The following is an 18,162-nucleotide window of genomic DNA, read 5'->3' on the forward strand; positions in this document are numbered from 1 at the left end:
CAAGCAGATCCGGAGTTTATCCTGAGAGTATCGAAGGGACTCCGCCCCTGGATACTTTCTCGTCGATTCTATTTTCGTGTCTGTCGTCTATCGTACAGCGTATCGCGTACAACGGTATTGTGTTGTTGACGGCGTTGGAACGAGACGGTATAATCCGACAGTTACTGGCACTGAAGCAAGGCTGGAAAAGGAGGCAAGAATGAGCAAAAAGGCAATCTGGACAATAGTTATTGTTGCCGCCGTTGTGTTCATCGGGATCTGGCTTACAGGGATATCGTTCGTCATGAGGAGTCTGGTGAAGGGTCCGGTTTCGGTGAAAATGGGGAGCGTGTTGGTGGCAAATCTTTCTGGTTCAATTCCTGAAGAGCCCCCCGGTCCCCTGTCGAAATTGTTCGGAGCAAAAAAGAAGCTGACTATCCAGGAGGCTGTGGACCTACTTGATGCAGCCAAGGAAGATAAACGGATTGATGCGCTCTTGATAAAGTCAGGTGCGCTTCAGGAGGTTGGGTGGGCAAAGGCGCTAGAATTGCGGAGTGCCTTCCTGGACTTCAAGGAAAGCGGGAAGCCTGTCGTGGCCTTCTTAGAAGCCGGGACCGATAGGGACTACTACCTTCTGAGTTCTGCTGACAGCATAATAATGCCCGAGCTGGGCATGCTGTTTGTTGATGGTCTTTTGGCTCGGGTAGGATTTGTGAAGGGAACCTACGGGAAACTGGGGATAAATTGGCAGGGGGTCAGAAAGGGAAAATACAAGGCGGCGATCGAACCATTCACTAGAGAGAGCATGTCCGAACCATTCAAGGAGCAGCTCGACGCCCTGCTGGATGACATATATTTCGAGTACCTGAAGGCCATAGCTGAATCGCGCGGAAAGACGCCTGAACAGGTTGCATCCATTGTCGATGAGGGACCTTATCTTGACGCTAAGGCTGCTCTTGAGGCCGGGCTCATAGACAGAATAGCTTATTTTCGGGAGATAGAAGAGGGACTGGGCATAGCTGAATCTTCCTCTTCTGACGGAAAGGGGAAGGCGGTCGACTGGCGCGACTACGCCAGCTCACGAAAGAAAGGGATACCTTTCGGACAGAAAAAGATAGCAATCGTTCATGCGGTGGGAGCAATAACTACGGGCAAGAGCAAAGACAGTCCCTGGAGCGGAAAGACCATGGGGTCCAACACCATAAGCAAGGCAATAAGCAAGGCCGCCAATAATGATCAGGTAAAGGCTATAGTAATGAGGGTTGACAGTCCGGGAGGATCCGCTCTTGCCTCGGATATCATATGGAATGAGGTACAGAAAGCCAAAGGGGAGAAGCCTTTCATCGTATCAATGGGTGACGTGGCCGGGTCCGGGGGATACTATATTTCCTGTGGAGCGGACGCTATCGTGGCCCAGCCAAGCACCATCACTGCAAGCATTGGCGTGTTGGCCTTGGTTCCGGATGTGAGTGGGCTATACAAGAAGATCGGGTTCAATATTGAAACTATAAAGAGAGGAAAGCATGCCGACTTTCTCTCCACTGATAGGCCAATGGCCGATTGGGAAAGGGCGGCGCTTGATGATTTCATCCAGGTGGTCTATGACCGGTTCGTGAACCTTGTGGCCGCCGGTCGAGGTATGACATACGATGAGGTCCATGAGATCGCTCAGGGCAGGGTGTGGACGGGAGTCGCGGCGAAGGAGATAGGTCTTGTAGATGAAGTAGGGAGTCTTGAGACGGCAATAGAGATAGCAAAGGAGAAGGCCGGTATTCCAGAAGATGAGGAAGTGAGCTTCGTTCACTATCCTAAGAAGAAGACTCTCGCTGACATTCTCAAGCAGGGCGATTTTTTGAACAAGATCGCATTGCAGGTATGGGAACACATGCCAGAAGAAATGAGAGAGGCGCTTGAAGTGTCAAGGCTGAGAGTTCTGTTCAAGGACGAGCCGGTTCTGTTGCTTGCTCCCGAAGAGATAGAAATCGATTAGAGGAGGTGTATGATGCACGGGATATGCCATTTTGAATTTCCCAGCGTGGACATGGAGAAGTCAAAGGAATTCTACTCCAAGGTGTTCGGATGGGAGTTTAAGGATGTTGGTGATCCGAACTATGTTGTATTCTCCACACCGGACGGACCTGGCGGCGGGATTGAAAAGGCGGACGTGGGTTCGGGTTCCAACATCAAGATATATATAGAGGTGGAAGACATACCCTCGACTCTGGCGAAGGCAGAGCAACTGGGCGGGAAGATCGTTAAGGAAAAGACCCTCATAAGCGAAGAGCATGGTTTTTGGGGGATGTTGGCTGACCCCTGTGGTGTACAGATAGGGATCTGGTCAAAGAAGTAGACGAGTACACAGGGCGGGCCGTCAGTGACTACCGATCAAGATGTTCGAGTTGTGTACAAGACGATTGAGAGCATGCACTGAGTTGTGTGTTCTCAATTGGCAATCTTGAGCAGCCCGAATCGCTTCAAGGTTTGGCTGAGGTAGCCAACTGACGTTGACCTTACCCCGTCGCCCCGGCATAATGTGATGGCCTGAAAGTGGGGCAGTATTTTGAAGATAATACTCGCTGGCTACAACGTAGACGCAGATGTGATCGACGAGCTTGCAGCCAGTAGAGAAATGGGCGACGTCACTCCGGAAACCATATCCGCGGCATATGCAAGGATAAGCAGGGACCCCAGGCCTGTTGATGAGCTTCGCAAACTCGCTCGTAAAGAGGTGGAGAAGGCAAGAAGGTCAAACAAGAACATCATCTTTGGGTTGGGTCACCACTCAGTTGCAGAACACGCAGTTTTCAATTTTGATATAATAGGGGTCTCCAGGCTTGCCATTGAAGAGATAGAGAAATTCAGACTGTGCTCATATACAGAGAAGTCCCAGCGGTATATAACACTGAAAGATGAGTTCATAGTTCCTCCTGAGATTCAGGGCTCCAATCTCGAGAGCCGGTTTGTGAAGACTGTGAATGCGCAGAATGAGCTCTACCACAAGCTTTTTGACAGGCTGAAGGAAAGAGTCGCGAGGTGGTATCACGATGAGGCGGAATCTCCTGGTGAGCTAGGAATCATAGAAGGGATAGCAAAGGAGGATGCAAGATACATAACCTCTCTCGCAACCGCAGGACAGCTTGGTGAAACAATCAACGCGCGAAACTTGGAGCTTCTTCTGAGGAGGTTTGCATCGCATGAGCTTCTGGAGGTTAGAGAGATAGGCAAACGGATGTATGAATGCGTGGCAGATGTTGCGCCAAGCATAATCTTGTTCACGGAAGCAAATGATTATGATCAGAAGACATATCCGGCACTGCGCACTGTTTCGGCCGATTTGGCGAAGACCGGTATTCAACCTGAACGGCCCGTTACTGTCCAGCTTGTTGACTACACCAAGGATGCCGACCTTGTCCTGGTGGTAGCTCTTCTTCATACTTCAACGGAGATGTCTTACCAGAAGTGCAGAGAGGTGGGTGAGAAGCTATCCCTTGAGAAGAAACGGGAGATTGTCAAAACTGCCTGCCAGCGCATGGAGCTTTATGATCCAGTATTGAGAGAGTTCGAATACATACATCTCAGCTTTGACATTGTTGTCTCGGCTTCAGGTTTCGCTCAGCTTAAGCGACACAGAATGGCGACCATTACTGTACAGAATTACACTCCGGAGCTGGGGTTAACTGTACCGCAGTCAGTTATTGACTGCGGTATGGAGAAAGAGTTTTCATCCGTTGCTGAAATGAGCGAAAGGAGCTATCACGCGCTTCTCGAACAGTCGCCTTCTGTTGCTCCTTATGCTTTGACCAATGCCCATAGAAGAAGAGTACTGCTGGGGTTGAATGCGCGTGAACTCTATCACTTCTCGAGGTTGAGAGAAGATCTAACTGCTCAATGGGAGATAAGATCGGTTTGCAAAAGGATGACAGAACTGGCCAGAGAAATCATGCCTCTTACAGTGCTTCTTGTGGGTGGAAAGGATTCCTACCCGGGGATTTATGAACAGGTTTATGGCAAACCCCCCAAAGTCCTTAAACCCGAACTGCCTACCTGACGAAAGGCCTTCAGCTGTCACAACTCAGTACTCAATCGAAATTGAGAAAACGGAAATCAAAAATCACCCTGGCGCGCGCACCCCGGAATGTCATTGCGAGACTTGGGGAGCGAGGCGAAGCAATCTGGCACAAGCAGATCCTTCGGCGGAGTTTATGCTGCCTGTCCTGAGGGCTTCCGAAGGGAGCGAGGTCCCGCCCGTCCCGAGCCTGTCGAGGGGAATTTATGGAGGGACGGAGCCGAAGGATCTAGCTGCGGGCTGGACACCAGGGACCAGACACAGAAAACTTGGTGCGAGATCATAGATCATAGATCTGAGATCTTGGATAGTGGGGGCCGGTCATTGTTGACATTGGGGTGAAGGCGTCGTAAACTTATGGTTGAGATGCGTTTAAAGATAGTCTTTCTGTGTCTGGTTGTGTTTCTCTGGGGCTGTGGTGGAACAGTCACGACTGTGAGGCGTGCAGCCAGGACTCCCATCGGAATGGTCCGCGTTGGAACATTCGGTGCGGAGCAACTTTCTAGCCCAATGAGCATATGTTCTGATGTTTACGGTGACATATATGTTGGGGATGGGGCCAGAGTGGGTGTGGAGAAGTTTGGTCCTGACTTCTCCTACAAGACAGAGTTTGGAGAATTTGGACATGGAGATAACCAGCTGTTGAGTCCGGTCGATCTTTCTAGTGACGGTTTCTACATCTATGTTGTTGATGGCAGAAACGAAAGGATTGCAAGGTATGATCGCTACGGTGGATTTTCCAAATTGATAGTGCCTGTGGGGGCAGATTCATTTGGTTCCGGCTGGCCAGTGGCGGTTGCCGTTTCAAAAACCGGTGAGATGTACATAGCGGAAACGAGGCCTGATCAGATTCTTGCCCTTGACGAATTCGGAAGGTTGAAATTCGCGTTTGGTCATCTTGGAGGGATCAGCGGTCTGAACAGGCCGACTTCAATTGCAGTAGGTCCATCTTCTGACATCTACGTTTGCGACAGCGGAAATAGGCGAGTGGTGATCTATGATCCTTTTGGAGGCTACCTCAGCGAGATAGGTGGTCTTGGGGATCCCAGCAGTGTTGACGTTGATGAGTCAGGTAATGTTTTTGTGAGCGACCTTTCAGATGGGACAGTTGTCTGCTTCGACCAGGCAGGGAACCGTGTCACCTCTCTTGAGGGTTTTCTCTCCCCTCGTGCGATTGAGGTGAGAGGGGACAGCACACTTCTGGTTGTGGACACAGAAAATGGCTTCGTGGCCATATACAAGATCTACTACAGGTGAAGCTCGACTGCCGGCATCCATGCTGGCAAGCGTCCTACTCATAATTCTGGCCTGCAGTTCGACAGGCAGCGTTGAGCTTTCCAGAGCATCTGACACTCTGCTAACAAAAGGCCCAGGTCCTTATCAGCTTGGAAAACGCTTTATCATAGAGGACTCTGACTCTGTTCTTCTTGAAGATGTACTGCTTACCAGAGATGAAGATTACAGGATAAATTACAGGCTGGGTCTCTTGACGTTGAAGCGATCACCATCTGAGAGTGTTGCACTTGTTGTGAGTTACAGATTCTTCCCCTTCCAGATAGGCGAGCAATACTACAGGCACAAAATCCAGGCCAATGTGGAAGGAGAGAAGGCTATCATGAAAAAAGAGCCCGTCGAGAGAAAAGAGACATCATCTGCACCTTCTACCCTCATAATCGGAGGGTCAAAGTCACTGGGGATAAGTGTAGGTTCAGGCAAAGACATTGAGCTTGAACAGGCCCTGAGAGTGAACATATCAGGTATGGCAGCAGAAGGGGTTGAGGTGAGAGCTATCCTTTCCGATCAATCCACTCCCATACAGCCTGAAGGGACTACAGAAGAACTCGAGGAGCTGGATCAGGTTGTACTCGAGATAAAAGGAAAGAACCTGGGTGCTTCATTTGGTGACTATGACCTGGAAATGAGAGATTCTCGGTTCGGCGAGATAGCGAGGAAGCTGGAAGGAGGAATGGGTGAGGTGAGATTCTCGGGAGTAAGCCTGATGGCGGCTGCAGCACGCAACAGGGGCAGTTTCGGCTTCAACCGCCTCTGGGGAATTGACGCAAAACAGGGTCCCTACCAGCTCACGTCTGAGGATGGGAGGACGGACATTGTGATTGTCGCAGGTTCAGAAAAGGTCTATGTGGACGGAGAGATAAAGAAGAGAGGCCAGAACAATGACTATGTGATAGACTACTCCACCGCGCAGGTGACATTCACCAGCAGGGTTCTCATCACCTCTCTTTCAAGGATTCTTGTCGATTTTGAGTATGCTGTATTGGACTACAGAAGGTCTCTCTATGCTGCCAGTGCTTCCTACTCATCCTTAGCCGGGAAACTCCTGATCGGTGGAAGTTACCTGTATGAAGGAGATGACAAAGACTCACCTGTGAGCCTGAGCATCACACCTGAGAGGAAGGAGCTGCTTCAGAATGCCGGGGACGACACTTCGCTTGCGTGGGCGCCAGGCGGTGTGTGGGTTGGTGATAGTCTGGGAAGTTACATCCTGACTGACTCTGTGTATGAATACAAGGGATATGGGAAGGGGGACTATTCGGTCTTATTTACGAGGGTGCCCGAAGGTGAGGGGGACTATGAATACAACTACGCTCTCGGAGGATACGAATATGTTGGGTTGGGCAATGGAGACTATGTAGCAAAAGTGAGGCTTCCCTTGCCCCAAAGAGATGAGTTCTACTCTTTCAGGGCGGATTACGAGATTGCTGAAGGTGTTGCGGCAGGCTTCGAGTACGCAGGAAACAGGAGAGATGAGAATTCGTTCTCTTCCATAGCAGATGACGATAATATCGGCTCAGCCTATGATTTCTCATTTGATGGAAACTTCCGGGAGAAGCTCTTCATAAGAAGTAAGTATAGGGTCTGGGGTGATAGGTTCAGTTTCCCGGGGAGAAGAACTGAAGTCCAGTATGAAGACAATTGGAATGTCGGTGAAAGTGAAGGTGAAGAGTCGGCAGGAGAACTCGAAGTTGGGGTTTCGCCATTTAATGGAATGAGAATGACCGCCAGCTTTGGCAGGCTGGAGAGACCAGGTGGCGAGGCAAACAAGACGGGGCTGGACGTTTCCTTCAATCACATAAGTTTGCCATCAATCTCCTACGCATATAGTAGAGCGGAAAACGACCTGGATACCACCGGCACGCGCATACGGCACGGGTTGACTGCCACACAAAGGTTGGGCAGATTTTCTCCGAGACTCTCCTTCTTTAAGGAGGAGGGCGAAACCAGGCTGAGGGAGGGGACTGCCGGGTTATCTTTGGGTCTGGACTGGATGACCGGCGACGTTTCATACAGTCACAGGCTCGATGATGTTTTGGATGAAGGTGGCTGGACGCGCGAGGGCACGATAAGAACTGCGAGAGCCTCCTTTCGGGCATCGAGAACAAAGAGAGTGAGCGGCTCCCTCGACTTCGTCCACAGGGACAAAAGGTACGAACACGATTTCCCAGGTGAGAGTTCTAACTACGATCTGGCCAGTCTGAGACTGAAGGTGAAGCCGATTGAGAAACGCATGTCCGTGGAAGCAAGATATGAGCTGACTCAGACTCAATCGAGAGCCAGGCGCGAGGTTTTCCATGAGGTAGAAGAGGGGACCGGCGACTACAGCAAGGATCCAAGCACAGGCGAATACTATCCAGACCCTGAAGGTAACTACAGAAGAGAGATAGTGGCGACGGGGGACTACAGGCCAGTTGCGGATATCTCTTCTTCATTCAGAGTTTATCTCTTGCCTGTAGACGTTCTGTCTTTTGACGGATTCATAACAATCGAGGAGAAGACCGTTCAGGAAAACCGGTTTTCAATCTACACATTTGACTTCAAAAACTTCCACAACGATTCGACGACCCTATCCGGAACTTTTTCATTCCAGGGAGATATCGATCTTTTCCCGTACTCGAACCGCTCACTCAGCATGAAATTGAGGTATGGTGATTACGAGGACAACCGATTGGAGACAGTCCATCAAGAGAGAGAAAGATTTCAGCTTTCTCTATTGGGCAAGTCGAAGTTGAGCAGAGCGCTCTCCGGGGAAGTCGAGGTGGGCACAAGAAGCGAGGAGACACGAAGCACAGAAAGGGGTTCCGAAAGGAGAGAGTCCTGGAAGAATGTGCGATCCACTCTTACCTGGAGACTGAATAACCGTTTTGAGCCATCGATCTCTGCTGGATATGAGATGGGCGAAGTGAGCGAGCCATACCACTACGGTTCGCTCGGGGCTGTTGCTATGACCTCTAGAGAGATTTCTCCGAGAATACGCTACTATCTCACACGCAGAGGAAGGGCCGAGCTTAGCGTCACGGTGACCGACAGGAGATCCGAGTCCGACGTACTTCCGCCGGACATACAGGCCATCTACGCGCCTGGATTGACAACCACAGTGAGGTCGAGTACGGAGTACAGGGTTAATGAGTGGCTCACTTCTTTCTTGAATTACTCGGTGAGAAAGGAACCGGATGATAAGCCTAAGCATACATTTCGGGCGGAGATGCGGGCCAGTTTCTGATGGAGACTTATTCACTCACCGCCGTATGACACCCTCTTCAGACAGTCGGGTTCAGGGTCGGGCGTCATACCTTCTCGAGGAGGCATACTTGTGCGCAGGAGGATAGGTATTGCGCTTGGTGCCGGTTCTGCGAAAGGATTGGCACACCTTGGTGTTCTTCAGGTCCTGGAGGAGAACGCGGTAGAGATATCCTATATTGCCGGGTCATCTATAGGTGCAGTGATTGGCGCAGCTTATGCTGCGGAACCAGATGCAAAAGAACTTGCTCTGAAAACAAAGGCCCTCTTGCACAGCGAGGCATTTGATGCGATAGGGCTGGAATTTTTGGTGAAAAAGGATCATCCAGGGCCAGGTCTGTTCAGAAGGATAACGGATTTTGTGAGGAAGCGCTTCTTGATGAGCAGAGCTGCAATGAGGCCCTGGTTGGTGGAGGGTGAGAAGATTGAGTCTGTACTGAGATTGATCCTCCCCGATATTGAGATTACCCAGTTGAAGATCCCGTTTGCATGCGTGGCCCTGGACCTGACCACTGGTAGGGACGTTGTCTTCAAATCGGGTTCGCTGATCCAGGCTGTCAGGACGAGCATGTCCATTCCCGGTGTCTTTCCTTATATGGAGATCAAAAAAGGCATCCTTGTTGACGGCGGAGTCACTGCGTCTGTTCCTGTAGATGCAGCAAGGGAGATGGGAGCAGAATTTGTGATTGGCGTTGACCTTCTGGACAAGATGAGCAGAGACTTCAACGTGAAGAGTGGGCTTGAAATAAACTTCAGGGCTGATGAAATCGCGAAAAGGAGGCTAAACTTTCTCCGGGCCGAAAAAGCTGACCTTCTTGTTCGTCCTAGAATGGACACCATTCACTGGGCAGACTTCAGCAAACCCGACTTTTGTATTGATCGTGGAAGAGAAGCCGCTCTGGAAGCGATACCTCTCTTGAGAGCGAAACTGAGGAAGAGACGCAGGTTATGGCCGTTTTAATATATTCTTGACATGCCCACCGGGAAATGATAGATTGCATGCGCCATGGCCAAGAAGGTGAAGGACGAGCGGAACAAAGCCATAAATGCTCTAAAACTCAGACTTAAGGTTCTTCAAAGGGCTGCTGAAATATCCAAATCGACATTCGATCTGGATAGGATTCTCGATCAGTCCGTGGAGCTGCTTATGGAGGTGATTCCTTCCGAAGCAGCCTCTTTTTACCTTGTGGTCGGTGACACGCTCAACTTCAAGGTTGCGAAGGGGGAGAAGGGGGACCAGTTGGTGGGTGGGCACATGAAGATGGGGCAGGGCATCGCGGGCTGGGTGGCAAAAACAGGAATACCCTATTTGACCAATGACGTTGTGCGTGAGCCTAAGTGGGAGAGGAGAATAGCGGAAGAGATGAAGTTCGACACGAGAAGTATCCTGTCTGTTCCTGTCAAGTCGAAAGAAGAGGTGATTGCTGTTGTTCAGCTCATTAACAAGAGGGAAGAAGGGGAATACGACGAGGACGATCAGGAGATGGCGGGTCTGTTTGCCTCTCATCTGGCTAATGTTATGGACAGTGTAAAACTCTACTGGGAAATGTCAGAAAAGGTATCCAAGCTGAGCGTGTTAATGGATGCCTCCATTCACATGACCTCCACGCTGGACCTGGAAGAGGTCCTCGATCTGATAATGAGTCAGGCGAAGGAGGTGTTGGACGCAGAGGCAAGCTCCGTATTCCTGATTGATGAAGAGAAGAATGAACTTTACTTCGTATCCGCCACAGGAACTGGGGGCGGCAAGGCGAAGCGTGTGCGCGTACCCTGGGGAAAAGGGATAGTTGGCTGGGTGGCTGAGACTGGTGAGACTCTCCTTGTTCCGGATGTGGCCAAGGACAAGAGGTTCTACAGGAAAGTTGATGAGGAGACCGATTTCGTAACCAAGTCGATCCTCGCTGTGCCATTGGTGGTCAAGGGGAGAGTGGTTGGTGTTGCAGAGTCTCTCAACAAGAAGGGGACAAGCGGATTCACTCAGGACTATGTGGAACTCTTCGAGGCGTTTGCAAGACACGCTGCGGTGGCAGTAGATAATGCCAGGCTCTACTCTGAACTGGAGGAACTTTTCAAGAGTTCAATACGGGCTGTTGTATTCGTGGTTGAGGCAAAGGACAAGTACACTCGCGGGCACACCGAAAGGGTAACAGAGTACAGCGTGATGGCGGCCAGGGAACTCGCTCTGTCCAAGGACGAAGTGAAGAGAGTAGAAATAGCTTCTCTTCTCCACGACATTGGCAAGATTGGCATTCCTGATACGATCTTGGGCAAGCCCGGTAAGCTTACCGATGAAGAGTTTGAGATTGTCAAGGACCATCCAGTGAGGGGTTGCGAGATAATGGGTCCCATAGCGGCGATGAAGAATGTAATCCCCGGCATACGACACCATCACGAAAGGTATGACGGCCTGGGTTATCCTGACAAACTGAAGGGAAAAGAGATACCTCTTCTGGGCAGAATAATCTCTGTGGCGGATGTTTTTGACGCCTTGACCACAGATAGGCCCTACAGAGGAGCCATATCGATCGACGAGACACTAGAGTACCTTCAGTCGAATGCTGGTTACCAGTTTGACCCTGATGTGGTAGATGCGTTCTGCAAAGCCTATGACAGACAGAGAGAAGGTGGAGCAGAGTCAGAGGAGGGGTAGAAAAGCTGCATGGCCTTTAGTGTAAAGCTGGAAGTTTACGAAGGTCCTATGGACCTTTTGCTATATCTGGTGAGAAAAGATGAGTTGGATATTCAGGATATTCCTATTGCGAAAATAGCCAACGAATACCTTGAATACATAAGATTGATGAGGCTTCTCGACCTTGAGTATGCGGCTGAGTTCATATTGATGGCGGCAACCTTAATGCGTATCAAGGTTCAGAGTCTCCTTCCTACACCTGCCTTGGAAGAGGAAGAAGAGGATCCCAGACTTGAACTGCAGCGGAGGATGCTTGAATACCAGAAGTACAAGGAAGCGGCCGCAAGATTGGGTCATAGGGAGGAGGCCGCCCGGGACCACTTCCCCAGGACCTATATGCATGCAGCTGAACCTGAAGCCAAGGAGGAGATAGACTCAGAGGTGAGCCTTTTTGACTTGCTCTCTGCCTTTAAAGCAATTCTGGGCAAAGTGGAGAAGATCGATGTCTATGAGGTAGAAACAGCCCGGCAATCAGTTGAAGAAAGAATGGAGGAAATAGTGTCCATTCTCTCTGGAGAGACAGGCTTGAATTTCTCCAGGCTGTTTTCGTCGGACTCGACAAGACTTGATTTTATAGTCACTTTTCTGGCGATTCTTGAATTGATCAGACTGCAGAAGATTCTGGTGAGGCAGAGAAAAGCCTTCGGTCAAATTACAATACGTCTGGCCAAACCCAAATAGCCAAATTCCAAGCGCCAAATCACAAACAAATCAGAATAACCAAGCGCGAAATTCGAAACAACTAACGGTTCGAGTTTGTGATTTAGGATTTCGAGGTTGGAGTTTATTTGGAGCTTGGAATTTGGCGGTGGAGATTTGCTTTGAGTTTGGGATTTGGCTCAAAGTTGGTTCAAGAACCAGAAATGGTTTTCGCCAGGATTTCTTCCGCGGCACTGTACACACAGTCCACGCTCAAGCTGGTCAGACAGGCGAAGTCGCCTCTCCTGCAGGTTAGTGGCCTCGGGCTGTAGTAGAAGCATGGGCTACAGGCAAGTCCTGCTCTCACGAGGGCATATTGTCCGGTCCAGGGGTGCAGCCAGACAGGGTCAGTGGGGCCAAATATCGCTACTACGGGCGTTCCTACGGCAGCGGCAATATGCATAGGCCCTGCATCGTTGGTGATGAACACGTCGCATCTTTCCATTATGGCTGCGCTCTGGCGGACAGTTGTTCCCTCCACTATGTACAAAGGTGACTGGCAGGCTTCTTGTATCGTTCTGTTTGTGTCCACGTCGTGGGGCCCCTGAAAAAGAAGAATCTGGTAGTTGTGATTCTTGCTCAACCTGTCAGCAAGGGCAGCAAAATTCTCGGCCGGCCAGCACTTCTTGTGCATATTCTTGAGAGTCGTGGACCATGCGTGCATGCCGATGAGAACCTGGTCGTGGGGGAGTTCATGGAGGAACCGGGACGCATATGTTCTGTCCGTCTCTTTCAGTGGGAGGCTGAGAGTCTTGTCATCTTCTAAGATGTCAATTCCAGCCAGGCCAAGGAGTCTCAGATTTTCTTCCACATTGTGAAGATCCGGCCTTTCGAGCACGGTCCTGTTGTTCAGGAAGAAGAGATTCTTTGCATTTTGATGATGATATTGGTGGGCCAGTCTGAGCCTTGCGCCAATAATGAAACTGACAAGATTGTACTCTATTCTGTTTGCCGGGTAACACATTATACTCAGATCAAACTTCTTCCTCCTCAGTTTCAAAAGGAACTTGAGAGAAGACAGAGGGCCCTCATTCAAGAACTCCCAGAGTATGACTTTATCAATGCGAGGATTGGCCTCTAGGACTTCTTTGCAGGGCTTGTACATGACTAAGGCAGTCACATGCGCCCCGGGGAAAGCTCTCTCCAGAGGTTGGAGGATGGGGGTACAGTTGATAGTATCGCCTATTCCCGGCAGCGATATTACAAGAATTTTCTTAACAGATGGGCTCCTACGTAAGAATGTGCTCCTGAGGGCCAAACTCACCTACCGGCTAACAGTCTGTCTCCAAGAAAGCGAGGAAGTCCTGCTTCGATGATCTTTCTGCGTGCAGTTTCAATGTCGTATTCGGCCCTCTTGATTTGAACGGTCTTCCGGGCGGTGTCGTAGATGGCGTACGAAGCTCTGGGGTCGAGATCTCTTGGTTGTCCCACTGACCCAACGTTTATGATGTAACGGTTCTCCTCTTCGATGTCGAGGCTCGCCCGCGCATCAACAATCACTCTGTTCTTGGAGTTGACGAACGTAACAGGTTGGTGAGAGTGTCCGACAAAGCAGGCTCGCTGAATGAAATGGTGAAACTCCATCTTGGCATCATCTATTGAAAAGATGTATCTCCACATGGCAGGATTGGAGGGGCTGGAGTGGACTACAAGGCCGCCTTTGAGCACCATGCTTGTGCTCAAAGACTCCAGGTATTTCTTATTCTTGGAGGATAGCGTATCTCCAGTCCAGGATATTGCTGTTCTCGCGAGGGGGTTGAAGCCTTCTATACGGGTCATATCTAGAGCGGCGCTGTCGTGGTTTCCCAAAATCGCAACATCTGCCACTTCTCTCACAATCTCCGTACACTCGTTGGGATCAGCAGCATATCCGACGATGTCTCCCAGGCAAATGTATTGGTCAACTCGTTCTTTCTCGAGAGCCTCCAGCACCGCGTTCAATGCTTCCAGATTGCTGTGTATGTCAGATATTAGCGCATATCTCAACGATATCAGTTCCCTGCCTTTGTCGCAGCCTCGGGGTGGCTTTTCGCTATTTTGTCCAGTATGCCGTTCACGAACCTGCCTGAATCCGGGGTTGAGTATTTCTTGGCAACTTCAATTGCTTCATCAATGGTAACTTTCATGGGGATGTCCGGAAAATACAGGAGCTCGGCTATGGCAAATCTCAGAATGTTTTTATCTATGATCGCGATTCTGACAAGGTCCCAGTTCTTCGCTGTATCTGAGATCAGCTTGTCAATGTCACCTAAGTGATTCATGACCTGTTTTACCAATGATTCAGCAAATGCCCTTGTTTCGTCATCTACGGATTTGGAAGCGAAATGGTTGCTTAGAACGAACTCCAGTTCGTCCTCTGCAATCTCAATTCTGTAAAGAACTTCGAGTGCGAACTCTCTTGCTCGCCTTCTCTTGCCCATCGGGGTCTGGTCCTACTTGCTTTTGTTTATCCGTCCGAGGAGGTTCGACATCTCCACGGCACTGATTGCGGCATCCCAACCTCTGTTGCCTGCTTTTGTTCCCGCCCTTTCGATTGCCTGCTCCTGGGTATCTGCGGTTATGACACCGAAAATTGTGGGAACACCGCTGTCCATCGACACCTGAGCGACGCCCTTTGCCACTTCCCGGGCGATGAATTCGAAGTGTGGTGTATCCCCTCGTATCACCGCACCAAGGCAGAGTATGGCATCGAACTTCTTTGAGTCGGCAAGGTGCTTTGCCAGACAGGGAATCTCGAAAGATCCCGGAACTCTGTAAACCTCAATCTTGTCCTCGTCAGCATCATGCCTTCTCAAGCAATCGATTGCACCGTCCAAGAGTTTGTCCCCTATGAACTGATTGAACCGAGACAGGATGATTGCAAATTTCCTGCCTTTTGCGGAGAGGTTCCCCTCAAATTCTTTCACATCTACCCCCTTTTCTATACCTTTCCCAGGATGTGGCCGAGCTTATCTCTCTTTGCTTTCAAGTACCTTTTGTTCTCCTTTGTGGGCGTGGCCTCAAGGTGTATCCTCTCCACAACTTCGAGACCGTACCCTTTCAGACCCACAACCTTTCTTGGATTGTTGGTAATTAATCGGATCGTGGAAAGGCCGAGGTCCACGAGTATCTGAGCCCCTATTCCATAGTCCCGAAGGTCAGGGTCGAAACCGAGTGCAAGGTTCGCCTCAACGGTGTCCAGCCCCTTATCTTGTAACTCGTAGGCGCGGATTTTGTTCTTAAGACCAATGCCTCTCCCTTCCTGCCTCATGTAGAGGAAAACACCTCTACCCTCCTTTCCAATCATCTCGAGTGCCTTGTGGAGCTGGCTTCCGCAGTCACACCTGAGCGAACCGAAGACATCCCCTGTGAGGCACTGAGAATGTACTCTAACCAGGATGTTCTTTTTTCCGGATACTTTTCCTTTTACCAGAGCTAGATGGTGAGAGCTGCCCAGTATCGATTCATAGACGTGCAGATCAAACCTCCCATATCTGGTGGGTATGAAGGAAGAAGCAACCTTTTCTACCAGCTTGTCTCTTCTGGCTCTATACTTGATTAGATCCTTGATGGTTATCAGCTTGAGCCCGTGTTCCTTTGCGATTTCGATAAGCCTCGGAACCCTCGCCATTGTTCCATCAGCATCCATGATCTCGCAGAGAATCCCCGCAGGATAGAAGCCAGCCAGCCGGGCAAGATCAATCGTGGCTTCGGTATGTCCTGCTCTCCTCAACACGCCACCCTTTTCCGAGCGGAGAGGGAATACGTGTCCGGGTCGGGCCAGATCTTCGGGACGAATATTAATGTCCATGATAGTCTTTATGGTCTGAGCCCTATCGTGGGCCGATATGCCTGTCGTGGTCCCCTTGATTGCATCCACAGAGACTGCGAAAGGTGTTCCCATCTTGGCCGTGTTCTTTGAAACCATGGCCGGTATCTTTAATTCATCCAGTCTTTCACTGTTTATGGGTAGGCAGATCAATCCCCTCCCATGCTTGGCCATGAAGTTTATTGCCTCAGGCGTCACTTTTTCAGCCGCCATTATGAAGTCGCCTTCGTTCTCTCTATCTTCGTCATCTACTACAATGACCATCTTTCCGACTTTAATATCTTGCACTGCTTCGTGTATGGTGTCAAAATCGCTCATGTTTCGGTTGTCTCCTTATTTCTATCCATCAGTTTTTCGATGTGCTTGGCCAGGATGTCGGCCTCTATGTTTACCTTATCGCCCGGGCGCTTGTCTTTCAGTGTCGTCGATGCAAGAGTGTGAGGTATCAGGGATGCTGTGAACGCCCGAGGTTTGACGGATGCCACGGTGAGGCTGACTCCTTCAACGCACACACTTCCCTTCTCAACTATGTACCTCTCCACCATCTGGGGAGTTTCTATCTCCCAGAGCTGGGAGCCGCTCGGCTGTTTTATGGACCTTATTCTAGCGGTCGTATCGACGTGACCGGTTACGAAATGGCCCCCGAACAAAGATAAAGGTGTCATCGGGCTTTCAAGATTGACTCTGGTTCCAGCCCTCAGCTCTGAAAGATTTGTTCTCGAAAGAGTCTCCTGGCCAACCTCCACCTCAAATCTGCGGCCAGGACTGATGACGGTGAGGCAAGCACCGTTCACGCAGACAGAGCTGCCACTGTTCATCTCAGATGAAACATTCACGGCTTCAATGCTCAGCCTGAGATTGCCTCTCATTCTGGAGACTGAGATGACTTTTCCTATTTCCTGAACCAGTCCCGTGAACATTTGATCGAACCTCTGCTATTTTCGGACTTCTTTGGATAGGCGATCACCAGTATGTCAGTGCCTACCATACGGACGTCCGTTATGTCAAGCTGAAAAGCATCATTGAGGCCGTCTGCTGCAAAACCTTTGAATGCATCGAGACCTGAACCGATAATCTTTGGAGCCACGAACAGGATCAACTTATCGACTTTGTCTTCATTGAGAAAGGATGAGAAGACCTCTGCTCCACCTTCGACAAGGATTGACGTAATTCCCTCTTGCGCTGCCCTTCTCAGAAGACTGTCAAGACTGACTCTACCTGAGTTGCTAGATTCAAGAGACCAGATCTCAGCATTGCCCACCGCCTTGGGGGATGAGACGGCCGTTGCTATTGCGGTGGGCGCATTTCGATCCAGTACTTTTGCATGTAGTGGAGTACGGAGCTTGGAGTCGAGGACAATTCTTCTGGGTTTTCTTTCACCTTCGCCGATTCTTACGGTCAACGAGGGATCATCTGCCAGAATGCTTCCAACACCCACAAGGATTGCATCCGCATCGGCTCTCAGGCTTTGAACGTGGTCTCTCGCCTCAACTTCTGTTATCCATTTTGACTGGCCACCCCCGGTCGCTATCTTACCGTCAATAGTGGCCGCTACCTTCAGGGTGACGAAGGGAAGACCGGTTCTGGCGAACTTGATGTAGCTCTCGTTCATCCTTTTTGCCTCTTCATCGAGCAGCCCGAGTTCGACCTGGAGCCCGGAGTTCCTCAGTAGTTCAATCCCCTTACCAGAGACTGACGGGTTTGGGTCGGTTGTCGCTACGAGAACCCTTGATATTCCCGCCTTGATGATTGCCTCTGTGCAGGGGGGGGTTCTGCCCCATGTGAGGCAAGGCTCGAGAGTGACATACATCGTTGCCCCTTCAGCTAGATATCCAGCCTCTGATAGTGCATTCACTTCTGCATGAGGCTTTCCGGCACCATGGTGGTAACCTCTTCCGACCACCTTCCCATCGTTTACGACTACGGCGCCTACGAGGGGGTTGGGACTCACCCTTCCGCGTCCCTTTTGAGCGAGGAGCAGTGCTTCTCTCATTATGTTTCTCTCGATGCTGGGCATAGAAAAACCCCGATAGCTCTCTTCGGGGCCTAAGGGGGTCTTGCGAGTGTCAGTACTTGTTTCCCTCTTCTCCCTTCCAGACTTTCACTGTCGGCTCCGGAGTTTCACCGGATCAGCCCTTTCAGGCTCGCGGGCGTTCGCCGCCGGCCGGGAATTTCACCCAGCCCCGAAGAGGAATAGTCAATATACAGCAGAACCCTTCCGCTGTCAAGGGCAATTCGGTCCAGATGTCATAGCAAGTACTGTCATTGCGAGCGATAGCGAAGCAATCTGGCACAAGCAGATCCTTCGACTCTGTGCTTCGACTACTCTCCCTTCGGGTTCCCTCCCCTCGACTCGGCTCGGGACGGGCAGGACAGGCAGGACTG

The 18,162-nt window shown here is 50.4% G+C and carries 15 protein-coding genes and 1 riboswitch; of the genes, 8 read left to right on the forward strand and 7 right to left on the reverse strand.

Annotation, left to right across the window (positions count from 1 at the left end; genetic code table 11):
* Positions 1 to 199 precede the first annotated feature (199 nt).
* The 8 genes from sppA (at position 200) to E3J62_02935 (ending at position 11,951) form a co-directional block, all read left to right on the forward strand.
* Positions 200 to 1,969 (forward strand): signal peptide peptidase SppA, encoded by a 1,770-nt coding sequence (gene sppA, locus E3J62_02900; GenBank protein ID TET46928.1) that lies wholly within the window; start codon positions 200 to 202, stop codon positions 1,967 to 1,969.
* A 9-nt stretch (positions 1,970 to 1,978) separates the two neighbouring features.
* Positions 1,979 to 2,329 (forward strand): VOC family protein, encoded by a 351-nt coding sequence (locus tag E3J62_02905; protein TET46929.1) that lies wholly within the window; start codon positions 1,979 to 1,981, stop codon positions 2,327 to 2,329.
* A gap of 210 nt (positions 2,330 to 2,539) precedes the next feature.
* Positions 2,540 to 4,027 (forward strand): FAD-dependent thymidylate synthase, encoded by a 1,488-nt coding sequence (locus tag E3J62_02910; protein ID TET46930.1) that lies wholly within the window; start codon positions 2,540 to 2,542, stop codon positions 4,025 to 4,027.
* Positions 4,028 to 4,402: 375 nt separating this feature from the next.
* Entirely contained in the window at positions 4,403 to 5,302 is a 900-nt protein-coding gene (locus tag E3J62_02915) for a hypothetical protein (GenBank protein ID TET46931.1), read from the forward strand.
* A 19-nt stretch (positions 5,303 to 5,321) separates the two neighbouring features.
* Positions 5,322 to 8,564 carry a hypothetical protein gene (locus E3J62_02920; protein TET46932.1) on the forward strand — a complete coding sequence of 1,081 codons (3,243 nt, stop codon included), beginning with the start codon at positions 5,322 to 5,324 and terminating at the stop codon, positions 8,562 to 8,564.
* Between the two features lie 9 nt (positions 8,565 to 8,573).
* Positions 8,574 to 9,542 carry a hypothetical protein gene (locus E3J62_02925; protein ID TET46933.1) on the forward strand — a complete coding sequence of 323 codons (969 nt, stop codon included), beginning with the start codon at positions 8,574 to 8,576 and terminating at the stop codon, positions 9,540 to 9,542.
* A gap of 45 nt (positions 9,543 to 9,587) precedes the next feature.
* Positions 9,588 to 11,231, forward strand: coding sequence for a GAF domain-containing protein (locus E3J62_02930; protein TET46934.1), 1,644 nt, complete (start codon positions 9,588 to 9,590; stop codon positions 11,229 to 11,231).
* A gap of 9 nt (positions 11,232 to 11,240) precedes the next feature.
* Positions 11,241 to 11,951 (forward strand): hypothetical protein, encoded by a 711-nt coding sequence (locus tag E3J62_02935; GenBank protein ID TET46935.1) that lies wholly within the window; start codon positions 11,241 to 11,243, stop codon positions 11,949 to 11,951.
* A gap of 169 nt (positions 11,952 to 12,120) precedes the next feature.
* Here E3J62_02935 and E3J62_02940 read toward each other — a convergent pair whose 3' ends face one another.
* Genes E3J62_02940 through ribD form a run of 7 tightly spaced genes read right to left on the reverse strand, consistent with a single transcriptional unit; the run spans position 12,121 to position 17,794 of the window.
* Positions 12,121 to 13,227, reverse strand: a complete 1,107-nt coding sequence (locus E3J62_02940; GenBank protein ID TET46936.1) for a glycosyltransferase family 9 protein — start codon at positions 13,225 to 13,227, stop codon at positions 12,121 to 12,123.
* 2 nt (positions 13,228 to 13,229) lie between these two features.
* The gene (locus E3J62_02945; protein ID TET46937.1) at positions 13,230 to 14,054 is read right to left on the reverse strand and encodes a metallophosphoesterase; all 825 of its coding nucleotides are present in this window, start codon (positions 14,052 to 14,054) and stop codon (positions 13,230 to 13,232) included.
* Positions 13,961 to 14,389 carry a transcription antitermination factor NusB gene (gene nusB / locus E3J62_02950; GenBank protein TET46938.1) on the reverse strand — a complete coding sequence of 143 codons (429 nt, stop codon included), beginning with the start codon at positions 14,387 to 14,389 and terminating at the stop codon, positions 13,961 to 13,963. Before nusB ends, E3J62_02945 begins: the two co-directional genes overlap by 94 nt.
* A 12-nt stretch (positions 14,390 to 14,401) precedes the next feature.
* Complete coding sequence (locus tag E3J62_02955) at positions 14,402 to 14,875, reverse strand: 6,7-dimethyl-8-ribityllumazine synthase (GenBank protein TET46939.1); 474 nt, start codon at positions 14,873 to 14,875, stop codon at positions 14,402 to 14,404.
* Positions 14,876 to 14,889: 14 nt separating this feature from the next.
* Positions 14,890 to 16,095 carry a bifunctional 3,4-dihydroxy-2-butanone-4-phosphate synthase/GTP cyclohydrolase II gene (locus E3J62_02960; GenBank protein ID TET46940.1) on the reverse strand — a complete coding sequence of 402 codons (1,206 nt, stop codon included), beginning with the start codon at positions 16,093 to 16,095 and terminating at the stop codon, positions 14,890 to 14,892.
* Complete coding sequence (locus E3J62_02965; protein TET46941.1) at positions 16,092 to 16,697, reverse strand: riboflavin synthase; 606 nt, start codon at positions 16,695 to 16,697, stop codon at positions 16,092 to 16,094. Before E3J62_02965 ends, E3J62_02960 begins: the two co-directional genes overlap by 4 nt.
* Positions 16,670 to 17,794, reverse strand: coding sequence for a bifunctional diaminohydroxyphosphoribosylaminopyrimidine deaminase/5-amino-6-(5-phosphoribosylamino)uracil reductase RibD (gene ribD / locus E3J62_02970; protein TET46942.1), 1,125 nt, complete (start codon positions 17,792 to 17,794; stop codon positions 16,670 to 16,672). Before ribD ends, E3J62_02965 begins: the two co-directional genes overlap by 28 nt.
* A 60-nt stretch (positions 17,795 to 17,854) precedes the next feature.
* Positions 17,855 to 17,972, reverse strand: a riboswitch (FMN riboswitch).
* Between the last annotated feature and the right edge of the window lie 190 nt (positions 17,973 to 18,162).

Source organism: candidate division TA06 bacterium, from assembly GCA_004376575.1.
In the GTDB taxonomy this organism is placed as follows: Bacteria; Hydrothermota; DG-26; order E44-bin18; family E44-bin18; genus E44-bin18.

Coding starts and splice junctions, on each gene's coding strand:
- sppA (TET46928.1), top strand. CDS start 200: ATGAGCAAAAAGGCAATCTGGACAATAGTTATTGTTGCCGCCGTTGTG.
- E3J62_02905 (TET46929.1), top strand. CDS start 1,979: ATGATGCACGGGATATGCCATTTTGAATTTCCCAGCGTGGACATGGAG.
- E3J62_02915 (TET46931.1), top strand. CDS start 4,403: ATGGTTGAGATGCGTTTAAAGATAGTCTTTCTGTGTCTGGTTGTGTTT.
- E3J62_02920 (TET46932.1), top strand. CDS start 5,322: ATGCTGGCAAGCGTCCTACTCATAATTCTGGCCTGCAGTTCGACAGGC.
- E3J62_02930 (TET46934.1), top strand. CDS start 9,588: ATGGCCAAGAAGGTGAAGGACGAGCGGAACAAAGCCATAAATGCTCTA.
- E3J62_02935 (TET46935.1), top strand. CDS start 11,241: ATGGCCTTTAGTGTAAAGCTGGAAGTTTACGAAGGTCCTATGGACCTT.
- nusB (TET46938.1), bottom strand. CDS start 14,389: ATGGGCAAGAGAAGGCGAGCAAGAGAGTTCGCACTCGAAGTTCTTTAC.
- E3J62_02960 (TET46940.1), bottom strand. CDS start 16,095: ATGAGCGATTTTGACACCATACACGAAGCAGTGCAAGATATTAAAGTC.
- E3J62_02965 (TET46941.1), bottom strand. CDS start 16,697: ATGTTCACGGGACTGGTTCAGGAAATAGGAAAAGTCATCTCAGTCTCC.
- ribD (TET46942.1), bottom strand. CDS start 17,794: ATGCCCAGCATCGAGAGAAACATAATGAGAGAAGCACTGCTCCTCGCT.